Raw genomic sequence first — 22,510 nt, 5'->3', positions numbered from 1 at the left:
CGGGCCTGAAAGGTCCCCCTACCGCATCTGGCCAGCGGGTTTATTCCAGCCCCAGCCCCTTCAGCATGTCCCGCGCGGCTGCGGCAGGGGTCTGCTCTCCCGCAGCGACCGCATCCGACAGTTCCGCCATCCGGCCCTGCGCCCAAGGCGTTTCCAGCCTTGCCAGCATGGCCTGGCGCACATCTTCGGCAAACCAGTAACGCGCCTGATCTGCCCGGGTCCGCGCCCAATGTCCCGTCTCGCGCCGCCAGCCCGACAGATGCTCGATATCGGCCCAAGCGGCCTCCAGCCCCTCCCGTGCCAGCGCCGAAACCATCATCGCCTTGGGAAATCCTTCGGGGTCCTGCGGACGCTTGCGCAGCAGCCGCAAGGCCCCGGCGTAATCGGCACAGGTGCGGGTGGCAGCGGGCTTTAGATCGCCGTCTGCCTTGTTGACCAGAATCATATCCGCCATTTCCATGATGCCGCGCTTGACACCCTGCAACTCATCACCGCCCGCCGGGGCCAGCAAGAGCAGGAACAGATCCGACATCTGCGCCACCACGGTTTCGGATTGCCCCACCCCGACGGTTTCGATCAGTACCACGTCAAAACCCGCCGCCTCGCACAGGGACACCGCCTCCCGGGTGCGGCGGGCGACCCCGCCCAGCGTGGTCTGGCTGGGGGACGGGCGAATGAACGCAGATTTCTGGCGGCTGAGATGCTCCATCCGGGTCTTGTCGCCCAGAATGGAACCACCCGAACGGGTGGAACTGGGATCCACCGCCAGCACCGCCACCCGCAGGCCGCGTTCGACCAGCATCATGCCGAAGGCCTCGATAAAGGTGGATTTGCCAACCCCGGGCGTGCCCGACAGGCCGATCCGCAAGGCCTGCCGATCCGCTTTGGCAAGCCGCTCCAGCAGCGCCAACGCTTGCTCCCGGTGATCATCGCGCCCGCTTTCGACCAGGGTAATCGCCCGCGCCAACGCGCGCCGGTCGCCCTGCAAAACCTTGTCACTCAGCTGCGCAATATCCATGCCAAAGCCCCTGTTCCGCGCCCTTTGCCGGGCCTGTGTCCGAAAGTTCCGCCTACTTGACGCAGGCAGGCCCGGATTGTCCAGTGCCGAGGCAGGCGCATTCAGCCGCAGCCGCCGCGCCTCTGGACCCGGCACGGGTCTTTGGCGATAAGGCTGCCATGACACGCCTGCCCATTGATGACGCCCTGCCCGATCTGATCGCCGCCCTGCGCACGGGCGGTCGCGCCGTGCTGCAGGCCCCACCCGGCGCCGGCAAGACCACCAAGGTACCGCTTGCCATGCTCGAGGCCGGTCTCTGCGATGGGCGCATCATCATGCTGGAACCGCGCCGCCTGGCCGCCCGCGCCGCTGCCGAACGCATGGCCGAAACCCTGGGCGAACGCCCCGGAGAGACCGTCGGCTACCGCATCCGAGGCGAAGCGAAGGTCAGCAAGTCCACCCGGATCGAAGTCGTCACCGAAGGCATTCTGACACGAATGCTGCAATCGGACCCGGACCTGCCCGGCGTCGGCGCAGTGATCTTCGACGAATTCCACGAACGCTCGCTGAATGCCGATCTCGGCCTCGCGCTCTGTCTTGAGGTCGCGGGCGCCCTGCGCGACGATCTGATCCTGCTGGCGATGTCCGCAACGCTGGATGCCGCCCCCGTCAGCGCCCTGATGGAGGCGCCGCTCATCACCTCCGAAGGGCGCAGTTTCCCGGTGGAGACCCGCTGGCTGGATACCCCGCTTGGCCCCAAGGCCCGCCGCACCGATGCGCTGGTGGATCTGGTTACCCGCGCCGAGGCAGAAACCCGCAAGGACAGCGGCGGTATCCTCGTGTTCCTGCCCGGTGAAGGCGAAATCCGCCGTGCCGCTGCCGCGCTCGAAAACCGACTGCCCGGGAATTGCACGGTGCATCCCCTGTTTGGCGCCCTGCCCTTTGCCCAGCAGCGCGCTGCCATCCAGCCCGCGAAATCGGGGCGCAAGGTGGTGCTGGCGACCTCGATCGCGGAAACCTCGCTCACCATCGATGGGGTTCGCGTGGTGGTCGACATGGGACAATCCCGCCGCGCCCGCTTCGATCCGGGGTCCGGCATGTCGCGGCTGGTCACAGAAAAGGTTACCCGCGCCGAAGCAACCCAGCGACAGGGCCGTGCCGGCCGCGTTTCCGAAGGGGTCTGTTACCGCCTCTGGACCAAGGGCGAGGAAGGCGCGCTTGCTGCCTTTCCCCCGGCGGAAATCGCATCCGCAGATCTGGCCAGTCTGGCGCTGGAGCTGGCCCTCTGGGGCGCTGCCGCCGAGGAACTCGCCTTTCTGACACCGCCGCCCGAGGGCGCCTTGCAGGAGGCCCGTAACCTTCTGACCCTCTTGGGCGCGCTGGATGCACAGGGCCGCATCACAACCCATGGCAAGGCGCTGTCAGCGCTCCCCCTGCATCCGCGCCTTGGCCATATGCTGCTGCGTGCGGGCCCTGATCAGGCCGCCCCTGCGGCAACACTGGCCGCATTGTTGGCCGAGCGCGATCCCCTGCGCGGCGCCCCGTCCGACCTGATGCTGCGGCTGGAGGCGCTGAAGGATCCCAAGGCGTTCCAGCGCAAACGCCCCTATCAACTGGCCCTGCCAGTGGTGGAGCGGATCCGCGCCGAGGCCCGCAGGCTGCAACAGCAACAGCGCAAGGCCCGCTCTGACGCGCCGGTGGTATCTGACCTGTCGGCAACCGGGCTGGCCGCGCTCGCCTATCCCGACCGCATCGGACAGCGCCGCAAGGGCGATACGCCGCGCTATGTCCTGTCAGGGGGCAAGGGTGCGGTGCTGTCGCCCGAGGACACGCTGGCCGCCGCGCCCTTCATCGTGGCGCTGGACACCGATGGTAACCCGCGCGAAGCAAAGATCCGCATGGCGGTGCAGATCGCCCTTGCCGATATTCGCGCGCTGTTTGCTGATCAGATCCGCTGGCAGGACAGTTGCGCCTGGTCCAAACGCGACCGCCGCGTCGTCGCCCGCAGCCAGGAGCGCCTTGGCAGTATCGTGCTGGACGATCGCATCTGGAAGGACGTCCCGACCGAGGCCATCGCCGAAGCCATGCTCGACGGGGTCCGCGATCTGGGTTTGCGCCTCAGCGGTGCTGCCGCCCGGCTGGTGGCGCGGGTCGAGTTGCTGCGCGCCGATGGGCATGATCTGCCGGATTTCTCCGAAGATGGGCTGATGGCAACGCTGGCCGACTGGCTACTGCCGATGCTGACCGGGGTGAAAACCGCGCAGGACTGGAAACAGTTCGACCTGCTGCCCGCCCTGCGGGCCGCCCTCAGCTGGGAGCAGACGCAGCTTCTGGACCGCGAAGCGCCAGGCCATTTCGTCACGCCGCTGGGCCGCAAGATCCCGATCGACTACGGGGAAGAAGTGCCGGAAATCGCAGTGCGCTTGCAAGAGATGTTCGGCGTGACCCGCCATCCCGCCGTGGGCGGCGTGCCGCTGAAGGTGACGCTGCTGTCCCCCGCACAGCGCCCGATCCAGATCACCCGTGATCTGCCGGGGTTCTGGGCCGGGTCCTATGCGGACGTGCGCAAGGACATGCGCGCCCAATATCCCAAACATCCCTGGCCCGAAGATCCGACCGCTGCCGACCCAACCCTGCGGGCCAACCGGCGCAAATCCTGACGAGGCCCCTGGGCGAAAAAGTCATCGCGCCGGAGCAGCGCGCCCCTGCGCGCTGCCATACCCAACGGCGGAGGCCGCATCTTGATGCGGCAGATCGCGGGCGGGAGGCCCCCTCTGCTAGAGCACCGGCCAGCTCAATCCTTTGCCGCGTCGGCGCGCAGCGCAGGCAGGCCGATCCCGGTGGCTTCGAACCCACCATCTGCGGCCAGAACCTGACCGGTGATGAAACTTGCCTTCTCTGACAGCAGGAAATTGATCGCCGCTGCGATCTCCTCTTCCTTGCCATACCGGTTCAGCGGCAGCGCATCATGATAGGCGGCGATGATCTCGGGGCTGTGCACCGCCATCGCCAGCTTGGTCGCCACCGGTCCCGGCGCCACCGCGTTCACCCGGATCCCGATCTCGCCCAGTTCTGCCGCCTGCTGCAGCGTCAGCTGCGCCAGCGCCGCCTTGGAGGTGCCATAGGCCACCCGAAGGGTGCTGGCGCGCAAGCCCGAAATCGAAGTGATATTCACCACCGCCCCACCACCATCCGCAGCGAGCAGATCGGTAAAGGCCTGGGTCATCAGGAAGGGACCATCCAGATTGGTCTCCATCACCCGGCGCCACCGTTCAAAAGTAGTCTCGCGGATCGGACCGAAATCGGCGACGCCCGCGTTGTTCACCAACCCGTCGAGCCGCCCGAAGGCTGCCGTGATCTCCGCGACAGCCCGCTCTACATCCTCGGGGCGCGAAACATCCGCATTGATCAGGGTAAGGCCTGCCACCTCTTTCCCGGCCGCCTCCAGCGCTTCGCTGTCGCGGTCCAGGATCGCCACCTGCCAACCCTCAGCCAGCAGCCCCTTCGCCGTCGCCAGCCCGATCCCGCGTGCCCCACCGGTCACTAATGCAGCTTTCATCCTTGTCCCCTCCCGCTTTCTTGCTCTGATGGCCTTGCAGCCGGTACCATGTCGAACCTTGGCGCGTCTTTGCCGCCTGCCCGGCTGTTGCGGAAAAAGTTCACAATTCAGAGACGAACTCAAGACACCATTGTAAATTCGCCTTTGGGACATATGTTGTGGTCAACCCCAAATTTACTACGATCTCCCCGTCCGGTTTCCGGCCCGGGGCAAAAGCATAACAATAAACGAAAGCAGTTCAGGCATGACAACACTCCTCGCCAAGGCTTGGGAAGAGGTATTGCGCCCCCTTATTTTCCGCCCAAAGCGGATTCAGGTGGCAGCCCTGTGCTATCGTACCACCAAATCCGGAAAAGACGTGCTGATGATCACCAGCCGCGGCACCGGCCGCTGGATCATCCCCAAGGGCTGGCCCATCAAGGGCAAGAACGGCCCCGAATCCGCCCTGCAAGAGGCATGGGAAGAGGCCGGCGTTGCCGACGCCCGGATCACCTCTGCCCCGCAGGGCAGCTATCACTACGTCAAGGAACGCGACAACGGCACCCGGCAGCCAGTGGAAACGCTGGTCTATATCGCCGAGGTCCAGCGCATCAAGGATGACTACCCGGAATCCGATCAACGCAAGCGTGTCTGGATGCCCGCGCAAGACGCGGCAAACCTCGTCCGGGAACCAGATTTGCAGTCGATCCTGCGACAATTGTAACAGTTTTATGATGGAATCGTGACACCGGCCTTGCGCCAATGGTGACGCGACGCTACCCGGTGGCCGACTCTTTTCGGCACAGCCGTCTGGCTGGGCATTTGGCATGGGGAACGGCGACATGAGCGAAAAACCCGATAGCAAGCACTGGGAAACCCTCGACAGGGACCTCAACCGGATCTCTCAGCTGGAGCTGGCAACCGCCTATGTCTCCCGCCCCTTGGTCGGCCCCGGCATCTCGCTGGCCTTCATCGTGCTGGCTGGTGCAGCAGCTGCCGTTTTCCTCGGCGGCACGCCCGGCAATTTCATCGTCATCGCCGCTGCGATCTTTGGCGCCTATATGGCGCTCAACATTGGCGCCAACGATGTTGCCAACAACATGGGACCGGCGGTGGGTGCCAACGCCCTCACCATGGGCGGCGCCATCCTGATCGCTGCCATCGCCGAAAGCGCCGGTGCCCTCCTCGCCGGGGGCGATGTGGTCTCCACAATCTCAAAGGGCATCATCGATCCCGCCACCGTGGCCACGGCGGATGTGTTCATATGGGCGATGATGGCCGCGCTGGTGTCCTCGGCGCTTTGGGTCAATCTGGCCACCTGGATCGGCGCGCCGGTCTCCACCACCCATTCGGTGGTCGGCGGCGTCATGGGCGCTGGCATTGCTGCCGCCGGGATGTCGGCTGTCAACTGGGCCACAATGGGCAAGATCGCGGCCAGCTGGGTCATCTCGCCGGTTCTGGGCGGCGTCATCGCGGCGCTGTTTCTGGCGGTGATCAAGGCCAAGGTGATCTATCAGGAGGACAAGATCGCCGCCGCGCGCCGCTGGGTTCCGATCCTTGTCGCCATCATGGCCGGCGCCTTTGCCGCCTATCTGGCGCTGAAAGGTCTGAAGCGAATTATCAAGATCGATCTGGAAATCGCCCTTTTGATCGGCCTTGGCTTTGCGGTGGCAAGCTATCTGATCACCAAGCCGCTGATCGCGCGCCAGTCCGTGGGACTTGAGAACCGCAACAAGTCGCTGAAAATCCTGTTCCGCATCCCGCTGGTGATCTCCGCCGCGCTGCTGTCCTTTGCCCATGGTGCCAACGACGTGGCCAATGCGGTCGGACCGCTGGCGGCCATCGTGCATGCAGCAGAGTTCGGGGATTTTGCCGCCAAAGTGGCGATCCCGACCTGGGTGATGGTGATCGGTGCCTTCGGTATTTCCTTTGGTCTGTTCCTGTTTGGCCCGAAACTGATCCGAATGGTGGGCAGCCAGATCACCAAGCTGAACCCGATGCGCGCCTATTGCGTGTCGCTTTCGGCGGCGATCACAGTGATCGTGGCCAGCTGGCTGGGCCTGCCGGTGTCCTCGACCCATATCGCGGTCGGCGCGGTCTTTGGCGTTGGCTTCTTTCGCGAATGGCACGCCGAGAACCGGTTGCGCAAATTCTCGCTGCAGCGTCCAGAGGAACTGCGCATCGCCCCCGAGGAACGCCGCCGCCGCAAGCTGGTGCGCCGCAGCCATTTCATGACCATCGTAGCCGCCTGGGTGATCACCGTGCCCGCCGCGGCACTGCTGTCCGGTGTTACCTTTTGGCTGCTGACGACGATCATTCGCTAAGCCTCAGCCAGGCACGAACTCGAAAAAGAAAACCCCTCGCCGCTGGTCTGCGGCGAGGGGTTTTACATTGCAAAGGCTAGGTGACGGCTCAGACGCCGAGGCACCAACGCATCACTGCCTTTTGTGCGTGCAGGCGGTTCTCGGCCTCATCAAAGATCACCGATTGCGGACCATCCATCACTGCAGAGGTCACTTCCTCTTCACGGTGGGCCGGCAGGCAGTGCATGAACAGGGCGTCGTCCTTGGCATGGGCCATCAGCGCGTCATTCACCTGATAGGGGCGCAGCATGTTGTGGCGCCGCTCTTTCGAGGACTGGCTGTCATGCATGGAAACCCAGGTGTCCGCCACAACCAGATCGGCGCCTTCCACGGCCTTGACCGGGTCGCGTTCGATCACGACCTTCGATCCTGCCTTGCGCGCCAGACCGACGAATTCATCCTCGGGGTCCAGCTGCGCCGGGCCGGTAAAGGTCAGGTCAAACCCGAATTGTCCCGCCGCATGCAGGAAGGAGGCGCAGACATTGTTGCCGTCGCCGGTCCAGACCACCTTCTTGCCCTTGATCGGGCCGCGGTGCTCTTCGTAGGTCAGGATATCGGCCATGATCTGACAGGGGTGGGTGCGGTCGGTCAGACCATTGATCACCGGCACATCGGCATATTCCGACATTTCGATCAGCACCGATTCATCAAAGGTCCGGATCATGATCAGATCCACATAGCGCGACAGCACGCGGGCGGTGTCGGCGATGGTCTCACCATGGCCCAGCTGCATGTCGTTGCCTGACAGAACCATGGTTTGCCCGCCCATCTGGCGCACGCCAACATCAAAGGAAACGCGGGTCCGGGTCGACGGTTTTTCAAAGATCAGCGCCACCATGCGCCCGTCCAGCGGCTGTTCGTCATCGGGGGCGCCTTTTGGGCGGCCCAAGCGCGCCTGCTTCATCGCGCCGGCCTGATCGATGATGCCCCGCAGGGCTGCTGCATCGGTTTTGTGGATATCAAGAAAATGGTTCATGTCTTGTCACTTTTTGTCAGGGTGAAGCCGGGGGCATATCCCCCGCCTTCGCAATTGATCTGAAGGGTCCGCTCAGGCCGCCGCGACTTGTTTGGCCGCCTTCTCAAGACGCTGAAGCGCCTCGGCGATATCCTCGTCGGTCAGGTTCAGGGGCGGCAGAAGGCGGATCACATTGTCAGCCGCCGGAACGGTGACGACCTCGTTATCATAGCCCGCGTTGACCACATCGATGTTCACCGCCTTACACTTGAGCCCCAGCATCAGCCCCGATCCGCGCACCTCTTCGAAGACCTCGGGATGGCTGGCCACCAGCCCCTCCAGCTTCTGGCGCAGCAGGCCCGCCTTGCGGTTCACCTCGGCCAGGAAATCCGGATCGGCGACCGCATCCATCACCGCGCAGCCCACCGCGCAGCCCAGCGGGTTGCCGCCATAGGTGGAGCCATGGGTGCCCGCGGTCATGCCGCTGGCCGCATCCTCGGTCGCCAGCACCGCACCCAGCGGGAAGCCACCGCCGATGCCCTTGGCCACCATCATGATGTCAGGAGTAATGCCCGCCCATTCATGGGCAAAGAGTTTGCCAGTCCGGCCCACGCCGCATTGTACCTCGTCAAGGATCAGCAGAATGCCGTGTTCGTCGCAAAGATCCCGCAGACCTTTCATGCAGGTATCGGGCAGCGGGCGAATACCGCCCTCCCCCTGTACCGGCTCGATCAGGATCGCAGCGGTCTTGTCATTGATCGCCGCCGCCACCGCGTCGTGATCATTCCACGGCAAGTGCACAAAGCCCGGCAGCAGCGGACCAAAGCCCTTGGTCATCTTTTCCGAGCCCGCCGCCGCGATACCCGCAGAGGACCGGCCGTGGAAGGACCCTTCGAAGGTGATGATCTCGACCCGGTCGGGCTGGCCCTTGTCGTAGAAATACTTGCGCGCCATCTTCACCGCCAATTCGCAGCTTTCAGTGCCCGAATTGGTGAAGAAGACCGTATCGGCAAAGGTCGTTTCGACCAGCTTGTCCGCCAGCGCCTGCTGTTGCGGGATTTGATAAAGGTTGGACACATGCCACAGGTTCTGCGCCTGGGAGGTCAGCGCCTCGACCAGGGCCGGATGGGCATGGCCCAGCGCATTCACCGCGATCCCGGCGCCCAGATCTAGGAATCGGCGCCCGTCGGCCTCGATCAGCCAGGCGCCTTCGCCTTTGACGAACTGAAGCGGAGCACGATTGTAGGTCGGCAGAACGGACGGGATCATCAGGATCATCCTTTTTGAAACATTGAGGCCAAAGCTGTGCATAGCCGGGCCGGAGGGTCAATACTGTAGTCGGAGGGGGTTTGTACCATCATCGCGGCACAATGGATCAAAGGCGCCACAGGGGCACTGAGGCTGCGGTTTACGCAGTCCGGCGTCGGCGTCGAAGCGCAGAGTTATGTGCACGTTTGATCATGGAATGGGTCCATAAGGGAGCTTTGCGCAAAAAGGAACCCCTTTTGTGCAGCCCGCCTGAACAATTCGGCGGCGCCGCCAGTATTCGGCCTTCGGGCCCCGCGGTAACTTCACCGTTGACCGCGCTTTTTATCCTTGCATCTCTGCGGGCACGGGCGCACCGATTGCGCATGAAAACTCCGACACCGCAAAATCCGATGCTGGCCGCCGCGCTGATCCTATTAGCAACCGCCTTTATCGCGGCGACAACGCTGATGGCGAAATCGCTGGGCACCGACGCTCTCGGGCCTGCGCTGCACCCGCTGCAGATCTCGCACGGGCGGTTTATCTTTGCCTTCGTGGTGATCTCATCGGTGTTGGCGCTGGTGCGCCCCCGGCTGACCCGGCCGCACTGGGGGCTGCATATCGGACGTACCGCCTTTGGCTGGGGCGGTGTGACGCTGATGTTTGCCGCTGTTGCCTATATCCCGCTGGCCGATGCCACGGCGATCACCTTTCTCAACCCGGTGTTCTGCATGCTGCTGGCGATCCCCCTTCTGGGCGAGCGCGTCGGCCCCTGGCGCTGGGGCGCGGCGGGGATCGCCTTTATCGGCGCGATGATCCTGCTCCGCCCGGCACCCGAGAGCTTTCAGCCAGCGGCCCTTCTGGCACTTGGCGCGGCAGCGGTGATGGGGCTGGAGCTGATTTTCATCAAGAAACTGTCGGGGCGCGAGGCGCCCTTGCAGATCCTGTGGTTCAACAACGGCATTGGTGTTCTGATCGCCAGTCTGGCTGTGCTGCCGGTCTGGCAGATGCCGACGCCGATGCAATGGGGCGCGCTGGCGGCACTGGGCGCGCTGATGGCCTGCGCGCAGGCCTGTTTCATCAACGGCATGGCGCGCGGGGATGCCTCTTTCGTGGCGCCCTTCAGCTATGCCACGCTGATTTTTGCCGCGTGTTACGACTTCCTCGGCTTTGGCGTGGTACCGGACGGGGTAACCGTTCTTGGCGCCTGCGTCATCCTGACAGGCGCCGCCATTCTGGCCTGGCGCGAGGGACGCCAGGCAAAACCGGCCTGAGGCCGTCCCTTATGCCTTCAGGCGATAACCCCGGCGCAGCATCGACCAAGCCAGCAGGCTGATGGCGACCGTGGCGCCAATGCAAACCGTCGCGCCCAGCAGCGGCGAGCTGTCGGAGGTGCCGATCACCCCGTAGCGCACGCCATCAATCAGGTAGAACACCGGGTTGGCATGGGAAATCGCCTGCAGCACCGGCGGCAGCGACTCGACCGAATAGAAAGTGCCCGACAGAAAGGCCAGCGGCGTCACGATGAAGTTGGTGATCGCGGCCATCTGGTCGAACTTGTCCGCGAAAACACCGGCGACGATGCCCAGCCCGCCCAGGAACGCCGCGCCCATCACGATGAAGAACAGCGCGACCAGCGGATGCGCGGGCACGATCTGAAGCGCCAGCATCAGACCCAGCCCGATGGCCAGCGCCACCACCACACCGCGCGCGATGGCCCCAGCAAGGTAGCCCAGCAGCATCTCAAGCCCCGACAACGGCGGCATCAGCGTATCGACGATATTGCCCTGCACCTTGGAAATCACGATCGAGGAAGAGGTATTGGCAAAAGCGTTCTGGATCACAGTCATCATCATGATCCCCGGCGCCAGGAAGGTCAGGAAAGGCACCCCCATCACATCGCCACGCTTCGGACCGATCGCGATGTTGAAGATCATCAGGAACAGCGCCGCCGTCATCAGCGGCGCCAGCAGCGTCTGGGTCCAGACCACCGAGAAGCGCTTGATCTCGCGCATCGCCAGCGTCTGCAGCCCCAGCCAGTTCACGCGACCGAACCGGCGCTCTCCCATTCCGACCCGGTATTCTGTTTCCGTCTCTGCCATGGTGCTTTCCTCGTTCCAGTCTTATGCGTGCTCCGGCGTGCCGCCCGTGCCCCATCTGCATACCTGCTGCATCCGCAGGTGCAAGACGCCTTGTAACTCGGGCCGCAGTGATTAAAATAGGCGTTTATATCGGAACTCGATGGCGGCCGCAGGATTCTGGGGCCGCTTTCAGCTTGGAAAGGCAACATATGTCCTGGACAGACGAGCGCGTCGAATTGCTCAAGAAAATGTGGGGCGAAGGTCAGTCGGCCAGCCAGATCGCCAAGGAGCTGGGCGGGGTCACCCGCAACGCCGTGATTGGCAAGGTGCACCGCCTCGGCCTGTCCAACCGCGCAGCCGGTGGCGCAAAAGCCGCCGAGCCCAAGGAAAAACCGGCAGCTGCTGCCGCTGCCAAACCGGCGCCAAAGCCAAAGCCACAGCCAAAGACGGAACCGGCCCGTCCGGCAACTCCGCCGCCTGCGGCCGCTGCCAGCGCGCCTGAAACCAAGGCCGCCATTCCGGCCCGCAAGCAGATCATTCCGGCTGGTCAGCCGCTGCCGCCGCAGCCTTCTGCCAATGAAATCAGCCCCGAAGCCCTGGCCAAGGTCAACGAGATCGAAAAGAAGGCCAAGAAGCTGACGCTGATGGAGCTGACCGAACGCACCTGCAAATGGCCCGTGGGCGACCCCGCGACCGAGGATTTCTGGTTCTGCGGTCTGCCCGTTCAGCAAGGCAAACCCTATTGCGAAGCCCACGTCGGCGTCGCCTTCCAACCGATGAGCGCCCGCCGCGACCGCAAACGGTAATCGGCTCCGGGCCCACTGCTCGCGGTTCGGACCATTTTCCCCAATCAAAAAAGCCCCGCCGTTGCCGTGCGGGGCTTTTTTATTGTCACATGTAATTTCGCTAGGTGCCTGCAAAGGGGCAGCCCCGCTGCTGCTCAGTGCCCCTCAGGCGCAGAGGACTCGAAATTAGGGATAACCCGTTCCGAGGCTTCATCCGGCTCGATACCCGGCCAGTTACCTTCGGCGATATTGATATTGCCGGGGATGTCCTCTTCCCAGAAGCCCACCACGTTCTTGGTGATGTTGAGGTACAGCTTGTCATCCACGATCCGCCACAGGTTCGGGTTGGCCGGCACCTTGCCGCCCTTGGACACCCCATAGGCGCAGTGCCCGTCATACTGCGGCGCGTAGTATTCCGGGTTCTTAAGGAACATATCGCGGTTCTCTTCGCTGGCAAAGGCAAAGCGGGCACCGTTGTACTCGGCCACGATATCCGCACGGCCCGGCACTGCGGCAGGCTGCACCTCGCCCACCGGCACCTGGGTGAGGCTGCGATAGGCAACCACGTCATAGCCAGAGACCGCAAAACCGGTGCCATCAATATATTGCTCCCCTGCAAAAGCAGAGCTTCCAATCGTCAGAGCCGCGATGGCAGCCAGTGCAAAACGTTTCATGTCTTGATCCTTTCCTCATTCGGCACCGATCCGGGACATGACGTGTCACAGGGGGTCCTGCTCCACCGGTCTGCCGATCCACTAAAACTGCATCTACAATATCCGGCGCAGACCCTTTGCGAAGGGGCGCTCACACAGCTGTGTCTCTGCGTGACCGCAGGCCGCCCCCTGCACGGTTGCACGAAAAAGATCGCACCCACACCTTCCAGTCATTGGAATTTTTGACGAGTATCCTACGTCAGAGACGTCAATCCGAACCGGGCCGCGCCCCGCGCCGCCCGCCACCACATACAGAACAGGGCCCATCCACATGAGTGATACGAGCTATACCCCGCCGAAAGTCTGGACTTGGGAACAGGAAAGCGGCGGACGCTTCGCCTCGATCAACCGTCCTATCGCAGGCGCCACCCACGACAAGGAACTGCCGGTCGGCAAGCATCCCTTCCAGCTCTACTCGCTGGCCACCCCCAATGGCGTCAAGGTCACCGTGATGTTCGAAGAGCTGCTGGCAAAGGGCCACTCCGGCGCCGAATACGACGCCTGGCTGATCAACATCGGCGAAGGCGATCAATTCGGATCGGGCTTTGTCGACATCAACCCTAACTCAAAAATCCCTGCCCTGATGGACCGCAGCGGCGACACCCCGGTTCGAGTGTTTGAATCCGGCTCGATCCTAGTGCACCTGGCCGAGAAATTTGGCGAGTTCCTGCCCAAGTCCGGGCCGGAGCGCACCGAAGTGATGAACTGGCTGTTCTGGCAGATGGGCAGCGCGCCTTATCTGGGCGGCGGTTTTGGCCATTTCTACGCCTATGCGCCGGAAAAATGGCAGTATCCGATCGACCGTTTCGCCATGGAAACCAAGCGTCAGCTAGACGTTCTGGAACGCCAGCTTGATGGCAACGCCTTCATCGCGGGGGATAACTACAGCATCGCCGACATGGCGATCTGGGCCTGGTATGGCCAGCTGGTGCTGGGCCGCCTGTACGATGCGGCAGAGTTCCTCGACGTAGCGAGCTACACCAATGTCGTGCGCTGGGCCAAAGACATCGACGCGCGCCCCGCGGTCAGCCGTGGCCGCATGGTCAACCGCGCCTTTGGCGAATTGCACACCCAGCTGCGCGAGCGCCATGACGCGGGTGATTTCGACACCCGCACCCAAGACAAGCTGGAAACCGAAGACAGCTGAGACTGACAGTCAGCGGACGTGGGCGCCCTGCCCCGTCCGCCCCTGCATGAAAGGCACGGCGGGTCGCCGCCGTGCCACGCGAACTGATTATTTCAAACGCGGTGGTTTGTCCGGATCGCTGCCGGGCGCGACCGGCTGATAGACCTGCGGCGCCTCTGGCTGCGGCAGATCAAACCGCAGCCCTACCCGTGACAGGCTGGCCGCAGCCCTATCCGACGCCTGGAAAAACCCGACATCCAGCGCCCCGGCCTCGATCCCGGAAAAGGTCAGCGCCTCGCCCACCGCCTTGGCCAGGGCATCCCGCGCGGCGTCCTTGGCATCGACAAAGCCCAGCAGATGCCCCTGCCCGCCACCCTGGTAGCGCACTGCCACCAGATAGGCCGATTGCGCCAGCCCAGCCGCAGTCGCCAGTTTGGTATCCAGCGCCGTCAGCAGAAGATCCGGAAGACCGGCGGGCGGCAGGAAGCTTTCGATGGCCGCCTCTACCTGATCCGGCGCGTGACCCAGAGTTTCTTCAAGCCAGCCAATCGCCTCGGCTGGGATCAGCATGGCAGAGGGGGCGACCTCAAGATTGACGCCCAGACCGATCCCCTGCCCCGACAGCATCTGCACGATCCCCCGCCCGGCCAGCGCCGCATAGGGCACCGCGCGCCCGGCGAACTGGGCGAGCCGCTCTTCGCGGTCGAAGACCAGAACGAAGCGCCCCTCGGGCGTGTCGAACAGGGCCGGCTCCAGCTTGTCGTTCTCGACTTCCTTTTCCAGCATCAGGAAAAGTTCGGCATCCGATAGCCGTTCGTAGAACCGCAGACGCGCGGCATCCGACGCGGGCTCTGCCTCCATCTGCGCGTGAGCCTGATCCAGCGGCGTTGGCATTGTCATCACAAAAGCTCCTTGACCCGGTGCCGCAACGCGGGCAGCAGATCTGTTTCAAACCAGGGGTGGCGTTTCAGCCATGCGGTATTGCGCCAGGACGGATGAGGCAAGGGAAAGACGCGCGGCGCATGCGCGCGCCAATCGGCCACCGTATCGCTAACCCGGGCCTTTTTCCCCAGATGATGCTGCTGCGCATAGCCTCCCACAAGCACCGTCAGCTCAACCTCGGGAAGGACGGACATCACCCTGTGCTGCCAGGTGCGAGCGCATTCCGGCGGCGGCGGCAGATCCGCCTTTTTCGCGTTATAGCCCGGAAAACAAAAGGCCATCGGGACGATGGCGATCTGGTCCCGGTCATAGAAAACATCCTCGGAAACCCCCAGCCACTGGCGCAACCGGTCGCCGGAGGCATCCGTATAGGGGCGTCCGCTGTCATGGACCCGCAGACCCGGCGCCTGCCCCGCGATCAGGATCCGTGCTGAGGGGCGGAACCAGACCACCGGGCGCGGCGCATGCCGCGTGGCCGTGGCGGCAAACCGCTGTGCACAAAGGCGGCAACCGGAAATCTCCTGCGTCAGCGCCGCGCAGTCATGGAAACTTTGCCCCATCATCGTTTCCCTTTTGGAAACAAAATCGCTATAGAATGGCCCAAATTGTCCTCGCCCAGCTGCATCGACCGCTTGCTGCCCTGCCCATGGACGAAGAGTAAAGCAGCGGTTCAGAATTTATGTCACAATTTGACATAACAAAGCCCGATTTCACGCGTAGGACGTTAATATAATTCAGGTAACCAAACCTGATCAAATCGCCGCGATCAGAACCGTGGCACAGTGCAGCGGTCCTTTTTAAGGGCCATCCGAGGCAAGAGGCCGGACAACGGACCAGACAGGCAAGACCGGAACAAGCCATGCTTGAGTTTGAAAATGTCAGCAAGTCCTTCTGGACCGGCACCCAGCGCAAGGTGATCCTTGACCGGGTGTCTTTTCGCGTGGAGCTGGGCAAATCCATGGGCATCCTGGCCCCGAACGGCACCGGCAAGACCACTCTGATCAACATGATGGCGGGTCTTGAGAAACCGGACGAGGGCGAAATCCGGCGAGGCTGCAAGATTTCCTTTCCGCTGGGGTTCATGGGCGGCGTCATCAACCGCCTGTCCGGCATGGAAAACAGCCGTTATATCGCCAAACTCTATGGGCTGGACCCGGATTATGTCGAAGCCTACTGCCGCTGGCTTTGCGGGCTTGGCGAATACTTCGACCAACCCCTTGGCACCTATTCCTCGGGCATGCGGGCACGGTTCAGTTTTTCGCTGATGCTGGCGCTGGATTTCGATATCTATCTGATCGACGAAGGCATGCCCAGCACGACCGATGTGGAATTCAACCGCAAGGCCGGCTCGATCCTGCAGGAGCGCCTGCAGACGACCACCATCGTGATCGTGTCCCACCAGCCTAAAACGCTGGAAAAATTCGCCCGCTCCGCAGCCGTTCTGATGGACGGGCAATTGCATATGTTTGAAACCTTGGAAGAGGCAAAGCAGCTCTATGACTACCAAACCCAAGGCTAAGAAATTCCGCATCCGCCGCACATCGAGCGGCGCCGCCGCTGCGGCTGCAGCGCGCCCTGTCGAGGCCCCAGGCCCCGACAGCAGCGCCAAAGCCGCAGGAGCAACAACGCAGGCCAGCGCGTCTGAGGTCAAATCCACTCAGGCCACGGCTTCAGCAGGGCAAAAAGACGCGAAACCCAGCGCCGCGACCGGGCAGGCAATGTCCGGCCAGGTCAGCAGCGCGCGTGAGACCAAGACCTCCACGGATATCGACGAGATCCGCCGCGAAGGGCTGACCGGCCGTCAGCTGCGCATGGCACGGCGCGTGGCGCAGCAGCACAATCTGCCGGTTACCTCGGATTTCGAAGCCGTCCGCCTGCTCCGCCTGAAAGGGATTGATCCCTTCAAGCGTTCCAACATGCTGGAACTGGTGGTCCCGCAGAACAAGGCCCGGCCAGAGGGCGCTCCGGACCCCGGCGCGATCCAGCTGCCTCAGACCGTGCCCGCCGCCAAGACGACCCTGCCTTCCACCGAGCTGAGCCCGGCAGAGCGGCGCAACAAAGAAATCCAGGAAATCCAGCGCGATATCGCCAAGCGGCGGCGGCGCAAGCTGTGGCTGCTCTTGGGGCGGCTCAGCTTTTTCGTGATGCTGCCGACGCTGATCACCGGATACTATTTCTATGCCGTGGCAACGCCGATGTATTCGGCCAAGTCCGAATTTCTGGTACTCAAGGCCGACAGCGCCGGGTCGATGAGCGGTCTGTTGTCGGGCACGCAATTTGCCACCAGCCAGGATTCCACTGCGGTACAAAGCTTTCTGCAATCCAAGGAAGCCATGCTGCGGCTGGATGAAGAAGTCGGCTTCAAGGCGCATTTCACCCAGGACTGGATCGACCCGATTCAACGTCTGGACCCAGCCGCAAGCAACGAACAGGCTTACAAGATCTACTCGCGCAACGTCAAAATCGGCTATGATCCGACCGAGGGCGTGATCCGGATGGAAGTCACCGCAGCTGATCCGGTGGTCTCTGCGGAATTCTCGGACCGGCTGATCTCCTATGCGCAGGAAAAGGTAAACCACCTATCCGAACAGAAACGCTCCGATCAGGTGGGCGAGGCAGAGGCCGCGCTCGAACTGGCGGAGACGAAACGCCGTCAGGCTCAGGAACATCTGGTGCGGCTGCAGCAAAAAGGCGCGGTTCTGGATCCCGAAGGCGTGATCCTGTCACTGCGCTCGCAGATCTCCACCTTTGAGGTCCAGCTGCAGGAGAAGGAGCTGGAACTGGCCGCCCTGATGGACAACACCCGCCCCAACCAAGCCAAGGTGGCCGGTGCAGAGGCTGATATCTCCCGTCTGGAGGCGTTGATTCAGCGGCTCAACGACAGGATGACCGATGCCGCTGCTGGCGAAAACTCGCTCGCCAGCCTCAGCGTGCAGATCCAGATGGCTCAGGCTGATCTCGCAACCCGCGATCTGATGCTGCAATCGGCCTTGCAGCAAGTGGAAACCACCCGCATGGAGGCCAACCGTCAGGTCCGTTACCTGACTACCGCGGTTGAACCGGTTCCCAGCGAGGAACCCTCCTATCCGCGCAAGTTCGAAAATACGATTTTGGCTTTCCTGATCTTTTCCGGTATTTACCTGATGTGCTCGCTTACAGCATCCATTCTCCGGGAACAGGTATCCTCTTAACGCTATGAAACACATCAAAATCGCCGGGCTGACGATCGGTAATGACTGTCCTCTGACAGTGATTGCCGGTCCTTGCCAGCTGGAAACCGCCGACCACGCCCGCATGATCGCAGGCAAAATGAAAGAGGCCTGCGCGGCCGCCGGGGCGCAATATGTGTTCAAGGCCTCCTACGACAAGGCCAACCGGACCTCTTTGTCCGGCAAGCGCGGCCTTGGTCTTGACGAGGGGCTGAAGGTTCTCAGCGATATCCGCCGTGAATTCGACGTGCCCGTGCTGACCGATGTGCACACCGAGGAACAATGCGCCGTAGCCGCCGAAGCCGTGGATATCCTGCAGATCCCCGCCTTCCTGTGCCGCCAGACCGATATGCTGCTGGCAGCGGGCAAGACCGGCAAGGCCGTCAACATCAAGAAGGGGCAGTTTCTGGCGCCCTGGGACATGGCCAATGTGGTGGCCAAGGTGGAAAGCACCGGCAATGAGAACATCCTGCTGACTGAACGGGGCGCCTCCTTTGGCTACAACGCGCTGGTGGCGGATATGCGCTCGCTACCGATCATGGCGCAGACCGGCTATCCCGTGGTGATGGATGCCACCCACGCGGTGCAGCAACCCGGTGGACAGGGCGGCTCTTCGGGTGGCAAGCGTGAATTCGCGCCTGTCATGGCCCGGGCTGCCGTTTCCCTGGGCATCGGTGCGGTTTTCATCGAGACCCACGAAGATCCCGATAGCGCCCCCTCGGATGGCCCCAATATGATCTATCTCGACCAGATGCCGAAACTGATCGAGACGTTGATGGCCTTTGACCAGCTCGCCAAGGCAAACCCGATTTCGATTTGATGCCCGAAAGTGAATTTAATGACTAAACCGATCTCCCCCGTCACCCCGAACACCTGGTCCTTCCTGCGCGATCCGATGATCACGCCGACCGGTTTTCGCGAATATGACGCCCGCTGGAAATACCCCGAGGAAATCAACCTGCCCGGCATGACGGCCCTTGGCCTTGGCCTTGGCACCCAGATCCACAAACGCGGGATTGAGCCGGTGATCGCGGTCGGCAATGACTACCGCGACTATTCGCTGGCGATCAAGCAGGCGTTGATCCTGGGCCTGATGCAGGCCGGCATCCGCGTCAAGGACATCGGCCCGGCGGTCTCTCCCATGGCCTATTTCGCGCAGTTCCATCTGGATGTTCCTGCCGTCGCCATGGTCACCGCCAGTCACAACCCGAACGGCTGGACCGGCGTCAAGATGGGTTTTGAGCGCCCGCTGACCCACGGCCCGGATGAAATGGCCGAGCTGCGTGATATCGTCCTCAATGGCGAAGGCGTGGCCCGCGATGGCGGTTCGTATGAATTCGTCGATGGCGTCAAGGAAGCCTACCTCGATGATCTGGTCGGCGACTTCAAGATGACCCGCAAGCTGAAGGTGGTCTGCGCCACCGGCAACGGCACCGCCTCGGCCTTTGGCCCCGAGCTGTTCGAGCGGATCGGCGTCGAGGTGGTCCCCAGCCACAACGAGCTGGACTACACCTTCCCCAACTACAACCCCAACCCCGAAGCCATGGAAATGCTGCACGACATGTCCGACAGCGTCAAAGCCTCGGGTGCGGATTTCGCGCTCGGATTTGATGGCGATGGCGACCGCTGCGGCGTGGTGGATGACGAAGGCGAAGAGATCTTTGCCGACAAGGTTGGCGTCATCATGGCGCGGGACCTCAGCAAGATCTATCCGAACGCGACCTTTGTCGCTGATGTGAAATCCACCGGCCTTTTTGCCTCGGACCCCGAGCTGCAGAAAAACGGCGTCAAAGCCGATTACTGGAAGACTGGCCACAGCCACATGAAACGGCGCGTGAAGGAAATCGGCGCGCTGGCGGGGTTTGAAAAATCCGGCCACTACTTCCTCGCCGAACCGGTGGGTCGCGGCTATGACTGCGGCATGCGCGTGGCGGTCGAGATCTGCAAACTGATGGACCGCAACCCGGACATGAAGATGTCGGATCTCCGCAAGGCGCTGCCCAAGACTTGGTCGACCCCGACCATGTCCCCCTATTGCGCCGATACCGAGAAATACGACGTATTGGAGCGCCTTGTTGCTAAACTGGTGGCCAAGGCTGAGGCTGGGGAGAAAATCGCAGGCCGCGCCATCAAGGAAGTCGTCACCGTCAATGGCGCCCGCGTGATCCTGGACAATGGATCCTGGGGGCTGGTGCGCGCCTCCTCCAACACGCCGAACCTAGTGGTGGTTTGCGAAAGCAGCGACAGCGAAGAAGAGCTGCGCGCGATCTTTGCCGATATCGATGCGGTGATCCGCACCGAACCGCTGGTCGGGGACTACGATCAGACGATCTGATCAAGTTGTTGACTAACTGAAGGTCTTTCGCCCGGGCCATGGCCCGGACGACCGCCGCGCCCAGCTTTGGTGGGCGCGGCTTTTTCATTTCTGCACAGGAGCGCCTTCCGGCCCGGCTCAGTTTCCCTGCAACAGCCGCAGCAGCTGGTCCTTGGCTTCCTGCTCAATCCGGTCCTTGATCACCTCGTTCAGGTCCTGCTCCGGCGCGATCTCGGTCTCCAGCTCCTCGCTCAGCTTTTCGCGCACGCGGTCCTTGGCCTCCTGCTCGATCTCGTCGATCTGCGGCTGCAGGGCGGATTTCAGATCGGGCCGGATCTTTGGCGCGCTCCACGGTCCGGTGATGGCAACCGGGATCGACAGCCCGGCGCCGCCATCCGCTCCCTGCAGTGTGGGCGTGAAACGGTAATCCAGATCCCGCGCGCCCAGACCGATCCGGCCTGCACCTTCGGCCCTGAGCCCCTTGATGATGACCAATAGATCGTTGTTCTGCAGGTTGCCGTTTGCGATCGTGTAGCTGCCAGTCAACTGTTCGAACACCGTGCTGCCGCCATTGCCCGAGCCGGAGCGCATCAGGTCCTCAAGGTCGAAACCGGTGAAAAAGCCTTTGCCAGCCTCGAGCCAGCCCTTGCCGCTGAGCGAGCGCATGATCGCATCCACCGAATTGCCAACACCCAGGTATTCGATCTCCCCCAGCGCGGCGCCATGCAAGCGGTCATAGCCCGCCGTCTGCCCAAGCGCCTGTTCCAGCTGGATATCGTTGAAGGACAGCTTGCCGCCCACCGACAGGCCGTTGCGGTTGTTGGCCACGACCTGCCCGGTCACCTGCCCGCCGAACATGGTGGCAGGCTGGGCCTTCAGCACCGCGCGGGCGCGGTCCAGAGTGAATGTCAGCTTGCTTTCGCCAAGGTTATACCCCGCCGCCGAAAGGCTCTGGAAGGTCAGGACAGCGGTGCCGTTGAAGGCTGACAGGGCCGAGGCATCAATCTGCTCCTTTGGCCAACCATCGGGCGCACTGCCCGCGCCCGATCCACTGCTCTCGACGGGCGAGTCCAGCCCCGGAAAGGACAGCGCACCAGCCGACAGCTGCGCCGTCACCTCGGGCACATCCGCCATGACAAGATCCGCAGCCCCCTGCAGGGTGTTGCCATCCAGATCCAGTGACAGATCGCGCAGCGCCAGACGCCCATCCGGCGTATAGGTGGCATCGGCGCCGACCACAGCAGCCTGCCCGAGCCCCTTGGGGAGAGAGACCTCGCCACCGCCCAGCGCCGCGATGAAACCGGCGCTATCCGTGGTTTTCAGCGTCACCCGCCCCGATCCTGCCCCATCGATCCCGGCCCGGCCGTCGAACATCAGCACGCCGCCGGGCCCGCTGACAGTCCCCCCGACCGAAGACACCCGCCCGGTGAGGAATTCCGAAAATGTGCCGATCTCTGCCTTCACCTGAACCGGCGCCTCGACCGGGCGCAACGTCATCTCCATATCCACGGTGCCGCCGGGATCCGGCCAGCTGAGCGCCAGATCGATGGCCTTCATCTCAACCGGCGTGCCTCCATGCGGCGCATAGCGCAGCGAGGCCCCGGTCAGGGTCAGCTTTTCGATCTGAACCGCCAGATCGCTGCCCTCTTGCGGGGTGGCGTCTGCGTCCGCACCCGGGGTCCCCTCGCGTGACATCACCCAGTTCCCGGTACCATCAGCGCGGGTCGACAAGTTCAGATGTGGCAGCAAGGCGGTGACTTCGGTCACCCGCACCTTGCCGCGCAGCAGATCGGCGGGGGCAATCCCGATGGACATCCGCGCCGCGCGCAGCATCGGCTCGGGTCCCGCCCAATCGGCATTTGACAGGGTCACGCCTTCGGTCCGCACGCCCAGCACCGGCCAGAGGCTGAAGCCCACCTCGCCCTGAAACTCCAGCTTGCGGCCGGTCTGCGCCTCCAGCTGCTGCGCCGCCAGCGCCGCGATCTTCTCTCCCGGCAGCATGAAGACCAGCCCGATCAACACGGCAAGCGTCAGCAATATTGCCGAAAGAACCCGAATGATCAGCCGCATAGCACCCTCCGCTGCCTGTTTCCCCCGAGGATACAGTGCGCCCCGCAAGGCGCAATAGTCGGTTGGCCCGGACAGTGTCGCGGACAGACTTCACCATTGCCGCATCGGAAATTTCATCAGCGGACAGCCCCCGGCACAAGCCACGGAGCCTATTGAACCAAGAAACAGCCTT

Annotated in this window: 19 protein-coding genes; 10 read left to right on the top strand and 9 right to left on the bottom strand. The window is 63.0% G+C overall.

Going from position 1 to position 22,510, the window contains the following annotated elements; translation table 11 throughout:
* Positions 1-40: 40 nt before the first annotated feature.
* Positions 41-1,018, bottom strand: coding sequence for a methylmalonyl Co-A mutase-associated GTPase MeaB (gene meaB, locus JL2886_RS16275; protein WP_065272958.1), 978 nt, complete (start codon positions 1,016-1,018; stop codon positions 41-43).
* A gap of 158 nt (positions 1,019-1,176) precedes the next feature.
* On the opposite strand from meaB, the gene hrpB reads away from it, so the two are divergent.
* Positions 1,177-3,657, top strand: a complete 2,481-nt coding sequence (gene hrpB, locus JL2886_RS16270) for an ATP-dependent helicase HrpB (RefSeq protein WP_065273770.1) — start codon at positions 1,177-1,179, stop codon at positions 3,655-3,657.
* A 134-nt stretch (positions 3,658-3,791) separates the two neighbouring features.
* On the opposite strand, the gene JL2886_RS16265 is transcribed toward hrpB, so the two are convergent.
* Positions 3,792-4,556: an SDR family NAD(P)-dependent oxidoreductase gene (locus JL2886_RS16265; RefSeq protein WP_065272957.1), complete on the bottom strand. Its 765-nt coding sequence runs from the start codon at positions 4,554-4,556 to the stop codon at positions 3,792-3,794.
* A 244-nt stretch (positions 4,557-4,800) separates the two neighbouring features.
* Here JL2886_RS16265 and JL2886_RS16260 point away from each other — a divergent pair, with 244 nt between their 5' ends.
* Positions 4,801-5,259 (top strand): NUDIX hydrolase, encoded by a 459-nt coding sequence (locus JL2886_RS16260; RefSeq protein ID WP_065272956.1) that lies wholly within the window; start codon positions 4,801-4,803, stop codon positions 5,257-5,259.
* Positions 5,260-5,377: 118 nt separating this feature from the next.
* Positions 5,378-6,859, top strand: coding sequence for an inorganic phosphate transporter (locus tag JL2886_RS16255; RefSeq protein ID WP_065273769.1), 1,482 nt, complete (start codon positions 5,378-5,380; stop codon positions 6,857-6,859).
* Positions 6,860-6,947: 88 nt separating this feature from the next.
* Here the strand turns inward: JL2886_RS16255 and argF are convergent, their stop codons facing one another.
* Both argF and JL2886_RS16245 read right to left on the bottom strand, forming a co-directional pair.
* Positions 6,948-7,874 carry an ornithine carbamoyltransferase gene (gene argF, locus JL2886_RS16250; RefSeq protein WP_065272955.1) on the bottom strand — a complete coding sequence of 309 codons (927 nt, stop codon included), beginning with the start codon at positions 7,872-7,874 and terminating at the stop codon, positions 6,948-6,950.
* A 72-nt stretch (positions 7,875-7,946) separates the two neighbouring features.
* Positions 7,947-9,122, bottom strand: coding sequence for an aspartate aminotransferase family protein (locus JL2886_RS16245; protein ID WP_065273768.1), 1,176 nt, complete (start codon positions 9,120-9,122; stop codon positions 7,947-7,949).
* A gap of 362 nt (positions 9,123-9,484) precedes the next feature.
* Here JL2886_RS16245 and JL2886_RS16240 point away from each other — a divergent pair, with 362 nt between their 5' ends.
* Positions 9,485-10,372 (top strand): DMT family transporter, encoded by an 888-nt coding sequence (locus tag JL2886_RS16240; protein WP_065272954.1) that lies wholly within the window; start codon positions 9,485-9,487, stop codon positions 10,370-10,372.
* Positions 10,373-10,381: 9 nt separating this feature from the next.
* Here the strand turns inward: JL2886_RS16240 and JL2886_RS16235 are convergent, their stop codons facing one another.
* Positions 10,382-11,200, bottom strand: a complete 819-nt coding sequence (locus tag JL2886_RS16235) for an ABC transporter permease (protein ID WP_065272953.1) — start codon at positions 11,198-11,200, stop codon at positions 10,382-10,384.
* A gap of 188 nt (positions 11,201-11,388) precedes the next feature.
* Here JL2886_RS16235 and JL2886_RS16230 point away from each other — a divergent pair, with 188 nt between their 5' ends.
* Complete coding sequence (locus JL2886_RS16230) at positions 11,389-11,985, top strand: GcrA family cell cycle regulator (protein ID WP_065272952.1); 597 nt, start codon at positions 11,389-11,391, stop codon at positions 11,983-11,985.
* A gap of 134 nt (positions 11,986-12,119) precedes the next feature.
* On the opposite strand, the gene JL2886_RS16225 is transcribed toward JL2886_RS16230, so the two are convergent.
* A complete protein-coding gene (locus tag JL2886_RS16225; protein ID WP_065272951.1) occupies positions 12,120-12,638 on the bottom strand; it encodes a YHS domain-containing (seleno)protein in 519 nt (172 codons plus the stop codon).
* Positions 12,639-12,948: 310 nt separating this feature from the next.
* On the opposite strand from JL2886_RS16225, the gene yghU reads away from it, so the two are divergent.
* Positions 12,949-13,824, top strand: a complete 876-nt coding sequence (yghU, locus tag JL2886_RS16220; RefSeq protein ID WP_065272950.1) for a glutathione-dependent disulfide-bond oxidoreductase — start codon at positions 12,949-12,951, stop codon at positions 13,822-13,824.
* Positions 13,825-13,911: 87 nt separating this feature from the next.
* Here yghU and JL2886_RS16215 read toward each other — a convergent pair whose 3' ends face one another.
* Positions 13,912-14,703, bottom strand: a complete 792-nt coding sequence (locus tag JL2886_RS16215) for an SseB family protein (RefSeq protein WP_065272949.1) — start codon at positions 14,701-14,703, stop codon at positions 13,912-13,914.
* A complete protein-coding gene (locus JL2886_RS16210) occupies positions 14,703-15,305 on the bottom strand; it encodes a uracil-DNA glycosylase family protein (protein WP_065273767.1) in 603 nt (200 codons plus the stop codon). The genes JL2886_RS16215 and JL2886_RS16210 overlap by 1 nt, the downstream gene beginning before the upstream one ends.
* A gap of 299 nt (positions 15,306-15,604) precedes the next feature.
* Between JL2886_RS16210 and JL2886_RS16205 the strand changes: the two genes are divergently transcribed.
* Genes JL2886_RS16205 through JL2886_RS16190 form a run of 4 tightly spaced genes read left to right on the top strand, consistent with a single transcriptional unit; the run spans position 15,605 to position 20,289 of the window.
* Entirely contained in the window at positions 15,605-16,264 is a 660-nt protein-coding gene (locus tag JL2886_RS16205; protein WP_065272948.1) for an ABC transporter ATP-binding protein, read from the top strand.
* Positions 16,242-17,936 (top strand): capsule biosynthesis protein, encoded by a 1,695-nt coding sequence (locus JL2886_RS16200; RefSeq protein WP_065272947.1) that lies wholly within the window; start codon positions 16,242-16,244, stop codon positions 17,934-17,936. The genes JL2886_RS16205 and JL2886_RS16200 overlap by 23 nt, the downstream gene beginning before the upstream one ends.
* 4 nt (positions 17,937-17,940) lie before the next feature.
* The gene (kdsA, locus tag JL2886_RS16195; RefSeq protein WP_065272946.1) at positions 17,941-18,774 is read left to right on the top strand and encodes a 3-deoxy-8-phosphooctulonate synthase; all 834 of its coding nucleotides are present in this window, start codon (positions 17,941-17,943) and stop codon (positions 18,772-18,774) included.
* An 18-nt stretch (positions 18,775-18,792) separates the two neighbouring features.
* A complete protein-coding gene (locus tag JL2886_RS16190; RefSeq protein ID WP_065272945.1) occupies positions 18,793-20,289 on the top strand; it encodes a phosphomannomutase/phosphoglucomutase in 1,497 nt (498 codons plus the stop codon).
* A gap of 117 nt (positions 20,290-20,406) precedes the next feature.
* On the opposite strand, the gene JL2886_RS16185 is transcribed toward JL2886_RS16190, so the two are convergent.
* The gene (locus JL2886_RS16185) at positions 20,407-22,338 is read right to left on the bottom strand and encodes an AsmA family protein (RefSeq protein WP_065272944.1); all 1,932 of its coding nucleotides are present in this window, start codon (positions 22,336-22,338) and stop codon (positions 20,407-20,409) included.
* Positions 22,339-22,510: the final 172 nt, after the last annotated feature.

Source organism: Phaeobacter gallaeciensis, assembly GCF_001678945.1.
Classification (GTDB): Bacteria; Pseudomonadota; Alphaproteobacteria; order Rhodobacterales; family Rhodobacteraceae; genus Phycobacter; species Phycobacter gallaeciensis_A.
The sequence above is the reverse complement of the archived record's forward strand: the minus strand, read 5'-3'. Positions and strand labels throughout refer to the sequence as shown.